Raw genomic sequence first — 18,571 nt, forward strand, 5'->3', positions numbered from 1 at the left:
GAGGTCATTTCCTTCCAGGAATCAGGCCGCCCGGCGAAGCATCGGCTGGGCCGGTTCCAGCAGAATGTCCGCAATCCTCTCGCCTGCCTTGCCGTCCCACAGCGGGGGCTTGCGACCGGTCTTGCCATGTCCGGCGAGAATCTCAGTGAGAGCCGACCGCAGCTTGACCATGTCGCGCCCGATGAGCTGATTCGTCCCGGCGGAAATCGTCACCGGGCGTTCGGTGTTCTCCCGCAGCGTCAGGCAGGGGACGCCGAGCCACGTCGATTCTTCCTGAATGCCCCCCGAGTCGGTGACGACCGCCGTGGCGTGTTTCTGCAGAGCCAGGCACTCCAGATAGCCGAGCGGCTCCAGCATCAGGAACCGCTCCTCGTTCGGAAACAGCACGCCCAGTTCTTCGATTTTTTTCCGCGTCCGCGGGTGCACCGGGAACACCATTTGGCAGCCGTCGCTGAGATCCACGAGCGTCTCCAGCACGCCGCGAAGAATCTCAGGGTCATCGACGTTGGACGGCCGGTGCAGCGTCACGAGAGCAAATCGATCCTGCAGCGGCGCTTCGGGGAGGCGGGCCTGTGGCAGCAGTCGGACCAGCGTGTCGATCATCACGTTGCCGACGCAGCGGATCCGCGACGCCGGAATCCCTTCCCGCAGCAGATTCTGATCGCCGTCGTGCGAAGGAGTCAGCAGCAGATCGGCGAGCTGATCGGTCACCAGTCGGTTCAGTTCTTCGGGCATGTCGCGGTCGAACGAACGCAGACCGGCCTCGACATGGGCCACCTGGACCCGCAGCTTGGCGCAGACCAGCGTCGCCGCGACCGTCGAGTTCACATCGCCGTACACCAGCACCCAATCGGGCCGGCGGTCGAGAATCGCTTCCTCGAACTGCATCATGATCTTCGCCGTCTGCACGGCGTGCGAACCAGAACCCACGCCCAGAAAGACATCCGGGGCGGGAATGCCGAGCTGCTGGAAGAAAATGTCCGACATGTTGGCGTCGTAGTGCTGCCCGGTGTGAAGCAGGGTCTGGCGTACGCCGGGTCGGTGCTGCAATGCCCGCAGGACGGGAGCAACCTTCATGAAATTCGGGCGGGCGCCCACGACGTGGAGCAGGTGCATGGCCGGATCATCCTTGATCGGGTCAGTGTGTCAGTTAATGCGAATGCAGATTGGCCCGCGGTTCCTTGAAACGATTTACGCGGCGTATCGCAGCGGCTCCGCCGCTGCTGGGACGAAAAAGACTGGCTGACCAGTCGTGGCGGATTCCACCGCCGCGAAGCTGGCCCGAGTGACTTCGACAAGTTCGTGGAACGGAATCGGCATCGGGCCGCCGGCCCGGAGGGCCGCCAGAAACGCGGCCACCTCCGCGCGATGCCCCTTGTCCTGACGCCACAGGCTCATGCGGGAAAAGCCCCGCCAGCCCCAGCCGGAAAGCCGGCGGAAGTTGTCGAGCTGCAGCACGCGTTCCGCGCAGAAGACTTCGATCCGTTCCTTGGGATAGGCCCGATGACCGTTGGCCAGGTAGTGCACCACGCCAAAACTGCCATCCGCGAAAGTGAGCGAAATGCTGACTTTGTCGTCGCAGACCAGTCCGGGGCGCCGCCCGCCAAGCTGGACGGCATGGACGTCGGTGATAGCATGACCGCAAAGGTGCCGCAGCAGATCGAGAAAGTGGCACCCTTCGCCGATCAGCCGCCCGCCCCCCTGCTCGGGATGTTGAGTCCAGTGATCTGCGGGGATCGCTCCGGCATTGACGGTCGCAATGAACGACTTCGGTTCGTCGACGGTCCGCAGCAGTGACGCCATCCGGACGATCTGCGGCGCGAACCGTCGATTGAATCCGACGAGCACCTGCGAAGCCCGACTCGCCGCGGCAACGGCCGCTTCTACCTGGCCCAGTTGATCCGCATTCACCGCCAGCGGTTTCTCAACGAACACAGACTTTCCGGCCGCCAGGGCGCGACTGGTCAGCGGAGCGTGGGAATCGTGGCGCGTGGCGATCACAACCGCATCCGTCTCCGGATCGGCCAGGATCTGCTCGATGTCCGTCGTCGCCCGTTCGATCCCGAACTTGCGGGCCGCCTGCGCCCCGCTCAGCCCCGACCGCGTTCCGACCCACTTTAATCGGGCGCCTTCCGCCTTGAACGCGGGGAGCAGCATCCGCGAGGCAAAGCCTCCCGCGCCGATGAATCCAATGACCGGGCTCCGGGCCGTTTGCGCTCGCCGTGCGTCTGCAACCGAAGCGTGGCTGGCCGCGAAGCGAATCGTCGTCTGACGCACATCCTCCTCAGCCGCGGCCGGGTAGTTCAGCAGCACGCCCAGCGATGGCTCGCGACTGCCGATCAACGCATAGGCGGACGTGGCGTCTCCCAGAGCGTACCGATGGGAAACCAGCGGCCGGGCGGTGATGCGGCCGGCCGCCAGCATGTCGAGGACGGCTTCGAAATTACGTTGTTCCGTCCAGCGGACATACGGCACCGGATAGTCGCGACCGGCCTCTTCGTATTCGCTGTCATACCGGCCCGGACCGTAAGAACAGGAGACCTGAAACGACAGTTCTTTTTTGAAGAATTCATCCCGGCTCAGCGACATCCCCGCCACGCCCGTCAGCACAATCCGCCCTCGCTTGCGGCAGATCTCCGTCGCCTGCCGGATCGGGTCGTCGCTCGATGTCGCCGCGGCGATCAGCACGGCGTCGACGCCCCGGCCGCGCGAAAACACATTGGCCCGCGCCGCCAGATCTTGCTCGCCGAGATGGCAGGTTTCCGCCCCCAGCTCCGCCGCGAGTTGCAGGCGAGCGGGATTGAAGTCGGCTCCCAGCACGCGGGCCCCATGCGCCTGCAGGAGTTGGACCGCCAGCAGCCCCACCAGCCCCAGACCGGAGACCACGACGCATTCGCCGAGCGTCGGTTCCAGCAGCCGGATTCCCTGCAGGGCGATCGCCCCCAGTACGCCGAAAACGGCGTCTTCATCGGGCACGGCGTCGGGAATGCGGACGCACAGATTCCGTGGAACAGAAACGACTTCTGCATGGCCGCCGTTCGAGAGCACGCGGTCGCCAACGGCGAATTCCGTCACTCCCGAACCGACTTCCAGCACGCGTCCGACGTTGCAGTAGCCGAGTGGAATCGGCTGATCCAGCTTGTCCGTCACGGCTTCGAACGTGGTGAAAAGACCGTCCGTGCGAACCTTGTCCAGCACCTGACGGACCTTCTCCGGCTGCTGCCGGGCCTTGCCCAGCCAGCCCGCTTTGCCGAATTCCTGCAGCATCCGCTCGGTACCGGCGGAAATCAGCGTGGTCGTCGTCTGGATCAGCAGACAGCCGGTCCGGACCTGCGGGCACGGCACTTCGACAAGCTGAGTTTCGCCAGTTCTGAGTGACTGAATGATCTGCCGCAATGTTCTCCCCCTACGAAGCTGACCGGGTGACCGGCAGATTCCGCCGAACTCCGCGCAGTCTGGTGCGGCGGGGTTTTAGCAGGGGGTGTGAAACGCGCCTAGACGGGTCAAGTCTCCCCCGGCTGGCCGCTGGGACTACGGACGGCAGTGCGCCGCGAGTTTACTGAGCGTAAGAAATTGCAACCTGCACGATCAGAATGACCGCCAATGCAGCCCCGAGCAGGAAGCCGGTCGCGAACGCGAAACCAAAGGCCAGCCACACCCAGCGCGACTGCCGCACGGTCATTGCCTGGGCCATGATCGTTCCTCACGCCATTCAACAGAAACACTTTGCACGACCAAGTTCGCGTGGCTGAAACGCCGGCGATGGGGAAACTCCGTCTGGAGATCCCGGGTTCAACACCTCAGTGCAAACGATTGCGGCCGGCGTTGCAACGGGTGGCGAAGGGAGAAGCCTGGATTCCCCGAATAGACTCGAAGCAAGGCTGAGGCCGACGAACACAGCCAGAAATCCCGAGACGAGCCCTGCCCCCAGCCCAAGAACAACCGCCAGAACCACCATGAGCGCCAATCGCATCACGCCCTCCCAGTCAAGAACTGCACCATCCCGAAGATCCTACCGCACACACTTTGCATTGCAAAGCGGATTTTGCCGCGAACGACGGGTTTTGAAGCCTTGGACGCGGCGACAAAGTGCGTTCTCCTGCCGGGAGATCACCGTTCCCCGGCCAGTTCGTCGAATCGCAGATTCAGCACCGGGTACTCCCGCCACGGGCCGAAGTCGAAGTGCCACCATTCGAACTCGTACACGCGGAAGCCCTCCGCCTCCATCGTTCGCCGGAGGAGTTCCCGCAGCCAGCGGGACCGGCTGGTTCCCGCCGGGTAGCCCGGATAGGCCCGGGCCGAGAACTCGTCATATCCCGACGGCATCTGCACCGGCGCGCCGGTTTTCAGATCGTAGAGAGTCAGGTCGACCGCACAGCCCCGGTTGTGTCGGGAGCCCTTCGACGGATCGGCCACGAAGTGCCGCATTGCCTCGGGAGTCGCGTCGTAGAACATCTTCGTGACGTACCACGGCCGGTAGGCGTCGTGGATCAGCAGGCCGTAGCCGTGCGGCTCCAGTTGCCGGTGCACGCGCAGCAGCGCCTCCGCTGCCGGACGCTGCAGGAACGCCCGCGGCGCAGAGTAGAACACCGCGGACATGAAGTTGTTGTCCGATGCGTAGCGGATATCGAACTTGAACGACGGCTCCAGCGGCGCCAGCTCGACCAGGTCCGGCTGCTTGAGGTCCGGCGCCTGGACCGGCGGCGGCGCGGCGAGGGCGGCTGTCCGGAGTTCTTCGATCGGCTTCTGCGGTTCGATGCGAAACGTCTTGCCTTCCCGATCCAGATCCCGCCGGACGAATTTCACCTCGGCCGCCACGACGTGCGTCGCCCGTCCCTGGGCATCCCGTTTGAAGATCAGTTTCTCGCCGTGATACAGCCCGGCGTTCTCCGGGAACGCGAACTCCGAAGGACCGAGCTCAGTCAGCGGGTAGAAGAAGAACCACTCGATCAGCGCATACAGCCGACCGCGATCTTCGAAGATGAACAATTCATTGTGGTCCCAGCCGTATTCGCCGATCAGTCCCTGCCAGTGCGCCGGCGGCTCGGCGGGAAGCGGGATTGTTTCTCGCGTCCACGTCTCGCCGTCGATCACGAGCTGATCGGCGTTCGTCCGCTGGAACTCCGGTCCCCAGGCGAACGGGTCGTCGAACACGAAGCCGTCGCCCAGACCGCGGACCTCCCGGCGCGTGGCTCCCCGGACCACATACAATCGTTCGCTGACGTCGTAGAAATCGAGACTGCGAGCTCCGTTCGCGAATCGGCCGGACATTTCGCGGGCCAGCCCGGCGGGAAGTGCGGACGAGAGGACATAGTCCGGGAGTGGCTCGCCCTGCTGCTGCGCCCGCAGCAGTCGCAGGGCGTAGTCGGACAGCCGCGTCACGGTTCCGTTGGCACAGTCTTTGGAGGCCGCAGCGATCACGCCCAGCTTCTCGTCGGGCAGGGCCGCAAGCTGCGTTGCGAAGCCGTAGACTGCACCGGCGTGACCGACTTTCCGGGAGCCGTCGAGCTTCGTTACGTGAAAGCCCAGCCCGAAGCCGGGCTGATCTGCGGCCTGGAACTGCGGCGTCCACATCGCGGCCAAGGTCTCGGACTTCACGAGCCGGCCCGACATTCCCGCGCCGCCGTTGAGCAGTGCGATCAGGAATTTCGACTGATCCGCGACCGACGAGTACAGATTCCCCGCCGGGCTGGTGCCGAGCTGAAACATTGGAGCCGGAAACTGCCGGCCGTCGACGCCCCACATGATCGCTTCGGCGAGCCGCTCCCGAACAGCAGGCGTCAGGGCGAACGAAGTCCCGGTCATGCCCAGCGATTGCAGAACATGGCGATTGATATACTCATCAAAGCTCAGTCCCGATGCTCGTTCGACGAGCATGCCAACCACCGCAATCGCGGCGTTCGAATACTTCGTCCGCGTTTCGGGCTGATAGACGAGGGCCGTTCGATTGAGGCTCTGAACGGTCTCGGCGAGGCTGGGTTCGACAGGATCGAAGTAGTGTCCGACGGGGGGCTCGCGGACGAGGCCCGAGCGATGCGTCATGAGCTGCCGGAGCGTGATCGGCACTTCGAACGGGTCGCGGGGAGCGAATTCCGGCAGCCACTTTGTGATCGGCGCGTCCAACTCCAGCTTCCCCTGCTCGACGAGCTGCATGGCGGCAATGTCGGCGAAGAGCTTCGACACCGAGCCGACGCGGTAGATCGTGCCCGCGTCTGCCGGAATCTGCTCCTTCACCCGCGCAAGACCGAAACCCGCCTGCCAGACGACGTCCCGTCCCTGCACCAGGGCGATCGACAGGGCCGGGATTTCTTTTGCCGCCAGTTCGGCCTTGATTGCGGCTGAAAGCCGGTCCTGCAGGGGGTTCCAGTCGGGCTGCTGAGCCTTCGCAACCATACTGCCTCCAGCGACCATCAAGGTCATCGCGAAGATCGTGAACGACTGCATGGCGTGCCTTTCGTAGGGTCCGCCGTGCGGACCGATGCTCCGGCCTGCGACTTGTCAATAACCGGTCCGCGCAGCGGACCCTACGCTTGCCCGAACGCCGCGCGCAGCATCGCCAGCGACTGCGGAACCGCCTCCAGCGGCGGGGCCTTCCCCTCGAATTCCAGCGACACGTAACCCCGGTAATTGTGCTGCCTGAGCATCTTCGCGATCCGTGGATAGTCGAGTTCGAGCGTGTACCACAGGCCTCCGCCGTAGTAAGTCTTGGTCTGCACGAGGACCGCTTTCGGGGCCAGCAGTTCGAGCCGGTCGTAGGGGTCTTCCAGAAAGTTGCCCGTATCCATCGTGACCTGCAGCCAGGGGCTGTTGAGTGCGTTCACGATGCGGAGCACGCCCTCCGGCGTCCGGCCGAGGCCCCAGTGGTTTTCGAGTCCCAGCGTGACGCCGGCTTTTGCAGCCGCGTCCAGACATTTGCCGAGGCCGTCGACGACCCAGCCGAAGCCGTCTTCGTCGGTGTAGCCTTCGCGCGGCGGCTCGATGCCGCGATTTTTCATCAGGTCGTCGAAGTCTTTGCTCGTCCCCCAGGTGCCGGTGTTGACTCTCAGCGTCGGAATGCCGAGCTGATAGGCCAGCTCGATGCAGTGCAGCGTGTGATCGGCGTTCTTCTGCCGGACAGCCGGGTCGGGATTGAGAAACCCCTGGTGCGTCGAGAAGCCGCACAGATCCAGGCCATTGACGAACGCCCGCCGTTTCAGCCGCTGCAGGTAACCCGGCTCCTCGCTTTCCAACTGCCGATGCAGGATCTCGACGCCGTCGAAACCCATTTCGGAAGCGAAGTCGATGCACTTCTCGATATCGCGAGTTTCCGCATGGCGGAATTGCCAGAAGGAATAGGTCGAGACGGCGAACCTCTGGCGGCGGGCGGGTGTCTGCGCGGCGTGTGCGGCGGCCGGTGCGAGCAGGGACAGCCCGGGGACGGCGGCGAGGAGCGTACGACGGGACAGGGGCGACATGCGCGGCTCCTGGAGTTTTCTGAGAATCGGGTGGTTCCGCGTGATCTTACTGCCCGAGCAGGCGTTTCACTATCACTGAAACGGAGTGTTGCCCGGAACTTCCGTCGTTAAACTCAGTGGCAGCACATTCGCGGGCCGCTTTGATCGCCAATGAGTTTCAGATTTCGGGAGGTTGAGATGTCCGATCTGCTGAGCTGCATGATATGGGCCGTCGTCGAGCTTCTGTTGGCTGCGGCCGACCCAGCAGCGGCGACCGAGCCTGCGCGCGTCAAGCGGTTTGACGGGCTGGGAACGCACGGCCGGGCAATTTCCACGGCATCCCCGGACGCGCAGGAGTCCTTCAACCGGGGTCTGGCGTTCCTTTATGCCTTCAATCATGACGAAGCGATCCGGTCATTCCGCCAGGCTGCGGCGATTGATCCCGGGGCTGCGATGCCTCACTGGGGGATCGCAATTGCCAACGGGCCGAACATCAACTTTCCGCTGGTCCCCGAGCCCAAGGCCAAGGCGGCCTGGGAGGCCCTGCAGCAGGCGCAGAAGTTGAGTCCAGCGGCGACGCCGGTCGAGCGGGCGCTGATCGCGGCCCTGGCGAAACGCTACGCGAATCCGCAGCCGGAAGATCGTCGGCCCCTGGACGGGGCCTATGCCGACGCGATGCGTAAGGTCTGGGAGGCGCATCCGGACGATGCCGATATTGGAGCCCTGTATGCCGAGGCTCTGATGGATCTGCAGCCCTGGAACCAGTGGTCGCCGGAGGGAATTGCGAATGACGGCACCGACGAAGTGCTGATGACGCTGGACCGGGTCCTGGTCCTCAATCCGAAACATCCCCTGGCGCTGCACCTCTACATTCATGCCGTCGAGGCCTCGCCGTCTCCGGAAAAGGCGGTGGAAGCGGCCGACCGGCTGCGCGAGCTGCAGCCGGGGCTGGGGCACATGGTCCATATGCCGTCGCACATCGACGTCCGGTTGGGGAAGTGGCAGCAGGCGATCGAGGCGAACGAGAAGGCGATCGCCGCGGATGCAAAGTACCGGAAGGCGCAGCCGGAACAGGACTTCTACCGCAACTATATGGCCCACAACTATCACATGCTGGCCTTCGCGGCGATGATGCAGGGGCAGCGCCAGCGTTCGACGCACGCCATTCGAGTCATGCTGGCGGAGATGCCCGCCGACTGGAAGCAGCAGAACGCCATGTTCGTCGACGGCATGCACGCCATGCCCTACGAACTGGCGCTGCGGTTCGGCCAGTGGGACGAACTGCTGGCGGAACCCGAACCGGCGGAGCACTTCCCGGTGGCCCGGGCCGTCCGGTTGTACGCCCGTGGCGTTGCGCTGGCCGCGAAGCAGCAGGTGGCGGAAGCGCGGGCGGAGCAGGTGAAGTTTCGGACTGCGAAGAACGCTCTGCCGACGGAAGCGATGTTCGTGCTGAATACGGCGGCGGACGTTTTGGCGATCGCTGATCAGATGCTGGAAGGAGAGATCCTGTATCGGGAAGGGAAGGTCGACGAAGCTCTGGCAGCTCTGCGTGAGGCCGTCCGGCGGGAGGACGCGCTGCGGTACATCGAGCCCCCCGACTGGATCCAACCGGTCCGGCACGCCCTGGGGGCGACGCTGATGGACGCCCGAAAGTTCGTCGAGGCGGAAGCCGTTTATCGCGCGGACCTGAAGAAGCACCCGGAGAACGGCTGGTCGCTGTTTGGCCTGGCGGAGAGCCTGCGGGCGCAGGGCAAGTCCGCCGAAGCGGATGCGGTCGAGCTGCGGTTCAAATCCGCATGGCAGCGTGCGGACGTGCAGCTCACGTCATCGTGCTATTGTCTGCCAGGGAAGAAGTGAAACTGCCCCGTAGCGGGGGCGAGTCAATGACCTCCGTCACCGGCACTCGGGATGCAGATTCCGGCTGACGCAGCCGCTGCTGGCCTGCGACACTGACGCCGCGAAGTCCGCCAGGAAACCCCGGCGATGCCGGAGGGGTTGCGGCTGCCAGCCGGTGCGTCGGTCGGCCGCGTCTTCGTGGCTGACGTGCCAGGTGATGTCGCCCGTCGCCAGGTCGAAGCTGATTTCGTCGCCGTTCTGGACGAAGGCGATCGGGCCGCCGACCGCGGCTTCGGGGGCACAATGCACGCCGATCGCGCCGTGCGAGATGCCGGAGACGCGGGTGTCGGAAATCATCGCGACCTTTCCGGTGAGCTCCGGGACGGACAACGCCGAGGCGGCGAGCACGACTTCCGGCATTCCCGCGGCGACCGGTCCGAGATGACGCAGCACGATGACATCGCCCGGACGGATGCGGCGCTGCTCGACGGCGTCGGCGACCGCCTTGCCGCTGTCGAAACAGATCGCCGGACCGCGGAAGCGCGGCTCGCTGAGGCTCGACACTTTGAAGACGATGCCATCGGGCGCCAGATTGCCGAAGCAGACCTGCATGTCGGCGAACGGTTTGAACGGGGCGTCGGCCGGAGCCATCAGCTCCTGATTGGCCGGCGGATCGGCGACATCGGCCAGGTTCTCCGCCAGCGTGCGCCCCGTGACGGTCCGGCAGTCGCCGTGCAGCAGACCGGCCCGCCACAGGTGTTTCAGCAGGACCGACGTCCCGCCGAGCTCGTGCAGGTCGACCATCGTCTTCGTGCCGCGGGGCGCGAAGCTGCAGAGGACCGGCGTCCGTTTCAAGATGGCCTGCAGGTCTCGCAAATCGAAGGCCACGCCCGCTTCCTGGGCCAGCGCGAGTAGATGAATCACGCCGTTGGTCGAGCCGCCGATGGCGGCGATGGTGACGGCGGCGTTCTCGAAGGCCTGCCGCGTCAGGATGTCGCGCGGGCGGAGCTGCAGTTCGAGCAGCGTCCGGATCAGTCCGCCGGCGGCCTGGCAATCGGCTGCCTTGCCGGGATCGATGGCGGGGATGGAACTGCTCTGGGGCGGCATCAGCCCGATGGCTTCCATCGCAATGCCCCACGTGTTGAACGAGGCCGCGATGCCACAGCCTCCCGGCCCCGGGCAGGCCACCCGGCGGATCTCATCCGCTTCGGACTGGGGGATCGCGCCGACGCTGGCGTCGGCTTGCGCGTCGTATACGTCAAGAATCGTCACGTTCCTGCCGCGATAACAGCCTGGGTGAATGCTGCCGCCGCTGAGCAGCAGGCCGGGAACGTTCATCCGGGCCAGAGCCATGGCGAAACCGGGTCCGTTCTTATCGCAGTGATGCAGCCCGATCATCGCGTCGTAGCAGTGGGCCGTGACGACGCACTCGGCGGAGTTGGCAATCAGGTTCCGCGACGGCAGGCTGGCGCTCCCCCCTTCCAGTCCCTGCGTCAGGTTGTCGCTGACGCCTGGCGTGCCGAAGGGAAAGCCCAGCAGCCCCGCATCCCGGCAGCCCGCGGCGACCTGCTGGGCGAGGCCGTAAGCATGCACGTTACAGAGATTGCCTTCGAGGAGCGGCACGCCGATGCCGACCTGGGGCTTGTTGAAGTCGTCTTCGGACATGCCCAGGCCGTAAAAGAAGGCCGTGACGCCGCGCTGCCACCCATGCGTGAGTTGCCGACTGTTCCAGTTGAGTGGCTGCACGAAATCTGCTCCTGAACGATGCTGGGACGTGATCCACGTCACGGGATCATATCGACAATCGTCAGCGAGCGGGATTCAGCGATCGGCCTGCTTTGCGAACGGTTCCGGATCGTCGAGATCGGAAACTCCGTCCCCGTCGACATCGCTGCCGGGCTGAAGATAGCGATCGGTCGCCGGCAGTCGCTCCGGCAGATCTTTGACGTGCGCCCAGAGGAACCGGGCCAGTTCGAACCGCGGCAGCGTCGCCCGTGTTTCATTGACCGGGCCGCTCTTTGTCAGACACGGACTCGGGGTGATTCCGAGAGCCTGCAGTCCGTCGGCCAGGCCCTGCCAGTCGGCGGAGCGTTCGCCATCGGCGGTCAGGGGGGCGAGATCGGGCTCGGCATTCGGAACCGCGACGTGCCGGGCGGTCCGTTTCAGGATCTCCGCCAGTTCGACCCGTTTCACCAGGCGATACGCCTGAAAGTCCAGACTGGCGGAATCGCCGGGCCAGATCCCGCGGACGGCCAGCAGGTTGACCGCTTCAAACGAGAGATCTTCGGGCAACAGATCGTGATACGGCCAGAGCAGAATGCCGGGTTGACCCTGCGGGCTGCGGACCAGTCGCTGCTGGAGTTCGCGAATCTTCAGCCAGTTGCGGGCCAGCTCTCGCGGCGACATTTTGTCTCGCAGGCAGAGCCAGGCAGTCGTACCTGCCGCCTGCCCGCAGAGCATCATCTGGCCGTGGACCCGCAACGCAGAGCTGACCAGCGACGTCACGCCGATGTTCTTGGAACTCCCCAGCAGCCCGTCGACCTCGACGGGAATCAGCGACCGCAGCGGCAGCATGGCCCGGTCAGTATCGGTGTGCCAGTTGCGGTGGGGCGTATGGACGAACTGCCACGGCCCGCGGGCGGCGCCCGGCCCGGCGTCGAGGAACTTCCGCCGGGTGGGGTGGAAGTCGATGTTGAACTGAAAACCGAAGATTGCATCGGGCGGCATGGCCCGCGCCCAGCGCGGATTCCGATCGGCGGCCCGGATATCCTGTTCGCGGAGCATGTAGAGGGCTTCAAGCCGGAGCCCCTCCCGCACATACGGCTTGGGAGGCAACCGGTCGGGCGTACCGAATTCGTCGGTCAGCTCCATGTATCGAAAGCTCTGGGGGTAGTCGCCCACGCGGTCATGCACTTTCGTCTGCAGGTAGTGCAGCATTCCCAGCGCGTGCCGCTTCGCGTCGTCAAAGACGACCCGCCGCTGGGCGGGAGTCATGTCGACCACGTTCTTGCGCGAGGCTCCGGCTTCCATCGCTTCCAGCGCATCGACGACATGCTGCGGAAAGTTGTAGAGCGGGTAGTCCTGCGTCGGCCAATTGAGAAAGGTCTTCTCGGTCCCGACCGGCAGGCCGTTGTGCCAGCGGTCGACCAGCCGGCGATGCGTGTAGACGCACCAGCCCCCCGGCGTATAAATCCCCTCAGTCATTGCAGTGTCGACGAACGGCGGCACCTTGTCGAGAGCCGCGAAGCTGCGGGGATCGTAATGCAGCGGGAGAGGGATCGTGGCATCCCGACCGGCCTCTTTGAGCACGACGCACCACGACAGGGGGTTCATCTCGTTCTCATGTTCGCCCAGCGGTCCTTCCGGTGCGCCGGGTTCGCCGAACCGCGACTTCACGTCGGGACCTGCCGCATAGCGGGCGCCCGACAATCGGAAGACATCGCCCCAGTCGGAACAGTCGATCGTCAGGCGGGCGCGGACGGTCAGGCGGACTTGGGGATCGTCGGGGCGGGCGAACTCCACGGCCCGAACGGTCTTCTCCTCAACGTCGACGCGGACCGGCTCCCACGGCCGCAGGTAAGTGATCTGCCCCGTGCCGGGCGGCCGGTCATCGTCGAGATACGGAGCCACGAGCAGTTCGAAGATCCGGGCCGCCTCCGCAGGCTCGATCGTTTCGGTGCCGCACCAGGCGTTGCCGGGATTGGTGAGACCGTACTTCTCGGCGTTCCGTTCGCGAATCCGTCGAATGACTTCCAGGAACATCCCCGAGCGAGGAAAGTTGACCCGTTTCCCGCCATAGACGGTCCACTCGTCGATGCAGCCGACCCCTTCAGCGCTGAACTGCCCCCCAAGCCATTCGATGTCATTGGCGAGAACAATCCGCGGGACGCCGAGCCGCGCCGCCTGCACCGCCGCGGCGACGCCTGCTTCATTGCCGCCGACGATGAGAAGGTCGCAGTCGAGGGTTTCGGCGGCACGTGTGACGGAGGAGATGAGGAGCAGGAAGGTCGTCAGCAGGAGTGACCGGAGCAAGATAACTCTCCTGGCTGGGGACGATTGTTAGCGAATGAATTCAGACGACCGATCATTGACGTTATGCGTCTTCGGAATCCAGTTCGCTTGTTGCCTCCGAAGTGTTGGCAGGCTTCGACGGAGTCGGTGGAAAGTCTGTGGTCTTCAGTTTCTGCTCGCCCTTTGCATGTGAGATCGCTTCTTGCAGACCTGCACGAATTCGTTCATAGATCCGTCTTCGGCGGATAGCGACCATGTCGAATTGGCGCTCCTGTTAAATCGCCGACCATGGAAACTCTTCATAGGCACGACCTGTTGTCACTCCGACCAGATCTCATGGATGTCTACAGCGTTCCCGCGGTAATCATATACCTTCGTGTCATGGGAAAGTGTCAGCGACGGCTCTCCTCGATCGATGCTTACTTTCATTCGGACGAGTTCATCAAGGAGGGACGTGATCCCGTCGCTGGTCCACTCTTCTCCGAGTTCGCTGATGCGACGGTCTCGGGAACGACGTGCCGCGAGGTGGAACTCCTTGCGCAGTTCGTCTGGAAGTCCGCGCACGTCGAAATCCATAAACGGGGCCGGTCGCGTGCTCATGTCATCCAGCCAGCGGCGGAACTGAGGATACTCGTCTGAAACCGACTGCGCAATCTGATCGTAAACGTTGGCCATCCATAATGTCGATCGCCAGAACACGCGCCCATCTTCGAGAGTCACACATGCGGACATGCATGGACTCCTGCAGGTCGTGCAAAATCAACCAATTGAAAGGAATGGAACGCGAAAGATCCGCCGTCAGGCGAAGAGTTCGTCGATGACCGCGCCGCCTTCGTCGACCAGCTTGATCGGGCGGCCGTCGCTGGTGTGGTATTCCTTTTGCGGGTCGATGCCGAGGACTTTGCAGACGCTCATGTAGAAGTCCGGGACGCCGATCGGGCGCTCGGTGACGTCGATCCCGTCGGGATCGGTCGCGCCGATCACCTGGCCCGGACGGACGCCGCCCCCCGCCATCGCCATCACCCAGCCCTTCGAGTAATGGTCCCGTCCGCCGTCCGCCTTCAGCTTCGGGGTCCGGCCGAACTCGCCCATCCAGACCACCAGCGTGTCGTCCAGCTTGCCCCGCTGCTCGAGATCGGTCACCAGCGTCGCAAACGCGGGATCGGCCTCGGCGCACAGGTAAGGCGTGTCGCGGAAACCGTTGTTGTGCGTGTCCCACCCGGCGTCGTTCCGGTCGCCGGTGCTGATGACTTCCACAAAGCTCACCCCTTGCTCCACCAGCCGGCGGGCCAGCAGGCAGCCCTGGCCGAAGTTCGTCCGGCCGTAGGCGTCGCGGAGCGACGGCGACTCCCGCTCCAGATCAAATGTGTCGAGCCGGGGACTGAGCACGAACCGCGTCGTCCGGTCGTAGATGTCCCGTTTGTCGGAGACTTCCCGCGCTCCGCCGGCGGCGGCGAACTCCGCATCGAATTTGCCGGCCAATTCCAGACGCCGGCGAAAGACGGCTTCCGGCACCGTGGCCCGCGTATTCGGAGGCAGCTCGCCCGCCTTGTCGACGTTAAACGACGCGTACCGCACGCCGATGATCCCCGCGTCGACGTCACGGGTCTTGATCCGCGGCTTCCCGATACGCACAAACGACGGCAGATCGAATTCGATGTCTTCGCGCTCGCGGGCGATGATCGATCCAAACGTGGGATAGCGGATGGCGGGATTGATCCGGAAGCCGGTCCGGACGTGAATGATCGCCCGGTCGTGCTCCGCTTCCGGAGTCCGCATGGAACGGATCACGGCCAGCTTGTCGGCGATCTGCGCCGTCTGCGGCCAGAAGTCGGCGAAATGGACGCCGGCAATGCTGGTGGAAATCGGCTGGGCCGGCCCCTGGTTGGGCGAGCCCGGCTTGGGATTGAACGTGTCGAACTGGCTGGGGCCGCCATCCATCCAGAGGAGGATCATCGACTTCCCCTGCTTCCGCAGCTCGGCCGCCTGCGCCATCAGCAGATCGCGCCAGCCCACGGACAACAGCCCCGCCCCGGCCGCCCCGACTCCCAGCGTCCGCAGAAAGCCCCGGCGACCCACCGTCCCCTGGCGATTCACGGCGACGTCAAGAATGGGAAGAGCCATGGATGGATTGCCTGTGAAGTGAGTGGTTAGCGGAAAGCTCAAAGCCTAAAGCGGAAAGCCCGAGAGGAAGAACGCGATCTGTCCTTTCGACATTCCGCCTTCGTCATTCGACATTTCTTTCTCTGCGATCTCTGCTCTCTCCGCGACTCTGCGAGAAATCTTCTCTTTTCACCGACGCGAAGCAAACTCGGCCGAGTTCAGCAGACTCCAGAGCAGGTCCTCATACGCCTCGCCCCGGTTCGTCGCCGTCCGCACGTGCCCCAGCGCCAGCCCCTGTTCCTTCTCCGTCGGCTGCCGGCCGAAGCTCATCACGAAGAGCTGCTGCACAGCCTTCGCGTCGTCGGCCTCCGTCGCCACCAGCTTGCTGAGGACGGTACCGCTGTCAGGCTGCGCGTTGATCTGCGCCTGAATCTGATCGTTATTCATGAGCAGTAGCGCCTGCGACATCGTGCGGGAGATGTCCTCCGGCCGCAGTGACGGATCGTAGCCGAAGGTCTCCGCGACGATATCCCGCGTGCTCTTCGGCGGCGGCGGAAAGCGGATGTCCTTGGTCGCCTTCATCGCCTCAGGCGTCACGTTCGGCAGCCCAACCGCGGTCACCAGTGAGCGGAAGACCTCGTCGCCGCGTAGCTTGCCCGTCGGCGCACCGGCATAGACCGGGGCGTCGTCCGTCTGCGTCAGCGCTCCCCGGCGATAGATCTCCGTCTGCACAATCAGCCGGAACAGAACCTTCGTGGAAAAGCCGCTGTCGCGAAAAGCCGCGGCAAGAATGTCGTGCGTCTCTTGCAGCCGGGCGGTCTGAGCCGGGCCGAAGTCGTCAACCGGTTCGTAGAAGCCGCGCCCCATCAGTCGAGCCCACACGCGATTCACATAGGCCCGGGCGAACCACGGGTTGTCCCGGTGGGCGATCGCCTCGGCCAGCTCCTTGCGGCGCTCGGCGTCGGACTTCCCCTTGTCGGAACGCGATCCGGTCAGAAAAACCGGCGTCATCACCTCCCCCTTCTTGGTCGGGTCGGCGACGTTGGGCATCTCGTACTCGCCCTTCCCCTTGTCCTTGATCTCGATCTCGCCGCTGTCGTTCCAGGGGAGCTTCACTGAGACGCGGGCGTAATAGGCGGCCAGCTCGTGGAACTGCTCCCGCTTCCAGTCGTCGAACGGATGATCGTGGCACTGCGCGCAGCCGATCTGCAGGCTCAGAAACACGCGGGCCGTCTCGCCTGCCAGCCGCGTCGTTTCGCCCTGGTGGAATCCGACAAACGTCCCGGCGGGATTGTCCTTGATCTTGCCCGAAGCGGTCAGGATCTCGCGGACGGTGGCGTCCCACGGAGCATCGTCGTTGAGCTTCTGAGCCAGCCAGCCCTTGAAAGCGTCGTAATTGAGGAACGTCAGCTCGGGGGGAGGCGTGCGGAAGGCGATCACGTCGGACCAGTAGTCCGCCCAGTTCCGGCCGAACTCCGGACTCGACAGCAGCCGGTCAACCGCCTGATCGCGTTTGTCGGCGGAGGCGTCGCCCAGAAACTGTTGCAGCTCGTCCATCGTCGGCTGCCGACCGACCAGATCCTGCGTCAGCCGGCGGAGAAAAATCTCGTCGGTGACGGGCGGCGCCAGCTCGACGTCCCCCAGCTCCTTCCGAACCAGCTCTTCGAGCCGGGCGGAGGTCAGCGGGGCGACCTGCGGCAGCGGCACTTCGCCGGCCGCGAGAGGCAGGCTGACAACCGCCAGCCCGGCACAGCAGGTCCACAGGCGGACGGTATCACGGATCGAGTGAATCATGGAGCGACTCCCGGCCCCTCAGAAGCTCCCCCTCCCCGGGAGAATCTCCGCAGGCAACCCATCAAGGTAAATCGACGCAACCTCAGGGTCAATCCGGGATTTGGCGAGGTGTGCGGGAAAAGCTAGTTGAAATCCACCAGTTTGGCCGTCCCCACTGCCCAGACTTGGCAGCTTCGGGAGGTTGTCCGTATTCTTCCGCCATGAAACCACTCTTATCCAACCGCCTCCTCGGCTCCCATTTGTCCATCGCCGGCGGCTACTACAAAGCTGTCGATGCCGCCGCCGCCCTTGGCATGGGAACGTGCCAGATCTTCACGAAGAACAACAATCAGTGGAACGGAAAGCCGCTGTCGGACGACGACATCCGCCTGTTTCGGGAGGCTGTCGCACGAACCGGCATCCAGCAGCCCTGCGCCCACAACAGCTACCTGATCAACATCGCCAGCCCCGATGACGCTCTCTGGCAGAAATCGGTCGACGCCCTCGTCGTCGAGGTCGAGCGGGCCGAGGCCCTTGGGCTCGTCGGCGTCGTCATGCATCCCGGCGCCAGCGTGAAGTCAACGGCCGAGGAAGGACTCCAGCGAATTGTCGCGGGTCTCGACGAAACCCACCAGCGCACGCGCGGCGTCAAAGTTCATCTCTGGCTGGAAACCACCGCCGGGCAGGGAAGCTGCCTCGGCTGGCGATTTGAAGAACTGTCGCAGATCCTCGCCGAGGTCGCCGAACCCGAAAGGCTTGGCGTCTGCTTCGACACCTGCCACGTCTTCGCCGCGGGCTACGGACTGCAGACGCCCGCAGAGTACGCCGCGACGATGGACGAGTTCGACCGGCTCATCGGCGTCGACCGGCTGCGGGCATTTCACCTCAACGACAGCAAGAAGCCGCAAGGAAGCCGGGTCGACCGGCATGAACACATCGGCGAAGGCTGCCTGGGGCTGGAACCCTTCCGGCACTTGCTCAACGATCCCCGCTTCGTCGACCGCCCGATGTACCTGGAGACCGAAAAGGGGGAGCGGGACGGCGAAGACTTCGACGCCATCAACTTGCGGACATTGCTCGGCCTGATCGAACCGGCGAAGAAGTCGCGCAAGAAGGGCTGAGCTTCAGTTCGGGATTACGGACCGCAAGAAAATCCCATATCAACGCGGAGTCGTCCGGTCTCCTCAGTTGCGCCGACGCGCAGCTCTCAGAGCGATCAGCACACCCACGCCTGCCGCACACAGAATGACACCGATCCCGAGGCGATCCGATGCTCCCGGCGTCGATTCGATGTCGGCCCCGACCAGATGGCAGATTGGCCTCGCAACGGCCGCCAGGAACGTCCACGTCAGAATGAACGACAGCAGACAGACTCCAAAGGGAAAGGGGCTGTCGGAACGCTTTGCGGCCATTCG

General features: G+C 64.4%; 13 protein-coding genes. 2 read left to right on the top strand and 11 right to left on the bottom strand.

The genetic code is table 11. The features are described from left to right. Window positions 1–21: 21 nt before the first annotated feature. From wecB to SH412_RS21355, 5 genes are all read right to left on the bottom strand, one after another. Complete coding sequence (gene wecB / locus SH412_RS21335) at window positions 22–1,116, bottom strand: non-hydrolyzing UDP-N-acetylglucosamine 2-epimerase (RefSeq protein ID WP_336520047.1); 1,095 nt, start codon at window positions 1,114–1,116, stop codon at window positions 22–24. Between the two features lie 75 nt (window positions 1,117–1,191). Next, window positions 1,192–3,396 carry a bi-domain-containing oxidoreductase gene (locus tag SH412_RS21340; RefSeq protein WP_336520048.1) on the bottom strand — a complete coding sequence of 735 codons (2,205 nt, stop codon included), beginning with the start codon at window positions 3,394–3,396 and terminating at the stop codon, window positions 1,192–1,194. A 160-nt stretch (window positions 3,397–3,556) separates the two neighbouring features. Next, on the bottom strand, window positions 3,557–3,694 hold the full coding sequence (locus SH412_RS21345; RefSeq protein ID WP_336520049.1) for a hypothetical protein: 138 nt from the start codon (window positions 3,692–3,694) through the stop codon (window positions 3,557–3,559). Between the two features lie 416 nt (window positions 3,695–4,110). Then, window positions 4,111–6,444 carry a serine hydrolase gene (locus SH412_RS21350; RefSeq protein ID WP_336520050.1) on the bottom strand — a complete coding sequence of 778 codons (2,334 nt, stop codon included), beginning with the start codon at window positions 6,442–6,444 and terminating at the stop codon, window positions 4,111–4,113. A gap of 80 nt (window positions 6,445–6,524) precedes the next feature. Further along, a complete protein-coding gene (locus SH412_RS21355; protein WP_336520051.1) occupies window positions 6,525–7,454 on the bottom strand; it encodes a sugar phosphate isomerase/epimerase family protein in 930 nt (309 codons plus the stop codon). A 177-nt stretch (window positions 7,455–7,631) separates the two neighbouring features. Here SH412_RS21355 and SH412_RS21360 point away from each other — a divergent pair, with 177 nt between their 5' ends. Next, a complete protein-coding gene (locus tag SH412_RS21360; RefSeq protein WP_336520052.1) occupies window positions 7,632–9,290 on the top strand; it encodes a tetratricopeptide repeat protein in 1,659 nt (552 codons plus the stop codon). 36 nt (window positions 9,291–9,326) lie between these two features. On the opposite strand, the gene ilvD is transcribed toward SH412_RS21360, so the two are convergent. From ilvD to SH412_RS21385, 5 genes are all read right to left on the bottom strand, one after another. After that, a complete protein-coding gene (ilvD, locus tag SH412_RS21365; protein ID WP_336520053.1) occupies window positions 9,327–11,015 on the bottom strand; it encodes a dihydroxy-acid dehydratase in 1,689 nt (562 codons plus the stop codon). 75 nt (window positions 11,016–11,090) lie between these two features. Further along, window positions 11,091–13,301 (bottom strand): FAD-dependent oxidoreductase, encoded by a 2,211-nt coding sequence (locus SH412_RS21370; RefSeq protein ID WP_336520054.1) that lies wholly within the window; start codon window positions 13,299–13,301, stop codon window positions 11,091–11,093. Between the two features lie 297 nt (window positions 13,302–13,598). Next, the gene (locus tag SH412_RS21375) at window positions 13,599–14,012 is read right to left on the bottom strand and encodes a hypothetical protein (protein ID WP_336520055.1); all 414 of its coding nucleotides are present in this window, start codon (window positions 14,010–14,012) and stop codon (window positions 13,599–13,601) included. Between the two features lie 66 nt (window positions 14,013–14,078). Continuing rightward, window positions 14,079–15,404: a DUF1501 domain-containing protein gene (locus SH412_RS21380; RefSeq protein ID WP_336520056.1), complete on the bottom strand. Its 1,326-nt coding sequence runs from the start codon at window positions 15,402–15,404 to the stop codon at window positions 14,079–14,081. A gap of 168 nt (window positions 15,405–15,572) precedes the next feature. Then, entirely contained in the window at window positions 15,573–17,177 is a 1,605-nt protein-coding gene (locus SH412_RS21385) for a DUF1549 domain-containing protein (protein WP_336520057.1), read from the bottom strand. A gap of 200 nt (window positions 17,178–17,377) precedes the next feature. Between SH412_RS21385 and SH412_RS21390 the strand changes: the two genes are divergently transcribed. Beyond that, a complete protein-coding gene (locus tag SH412_RS21390) occupies window positions 17,378–18,277 on the top strand; it encodes a deoxyribonuclease IV (RefSeq protein WP_336520058.1) in 900 nt (299 codons plus the stop codon). 63 nt (window positions 18,278–18,340) lie between these two features. On the opposite strand, the gene SH412_RS21395 is transcribed toward SH412_RS21390, so the two are convergent. Beyond that, the gene (locus SH412_RS21395) at window positions 18,341–18,568 is read right to left on the bottom strand and encodes a hypothetical protein (protein WP_336520059.1); all 228 of its coding nucleotides are present in this window, start codon (window positions 18,566–18,568) and stop codon (window positions 18,341–18,343) included. Window positions 18,569–18,571 lie beyond the last annotated feature (3 nt).

This window comes from Planctellipticum variicoloris (genome assembly GCF_030622045.1).
GTDB lineage: Bacteria > Planctomycetota > Planctomycetia > Planctomycetales > Planctomycetaceae > Planctellipticum > Planctellipticum variicoloris.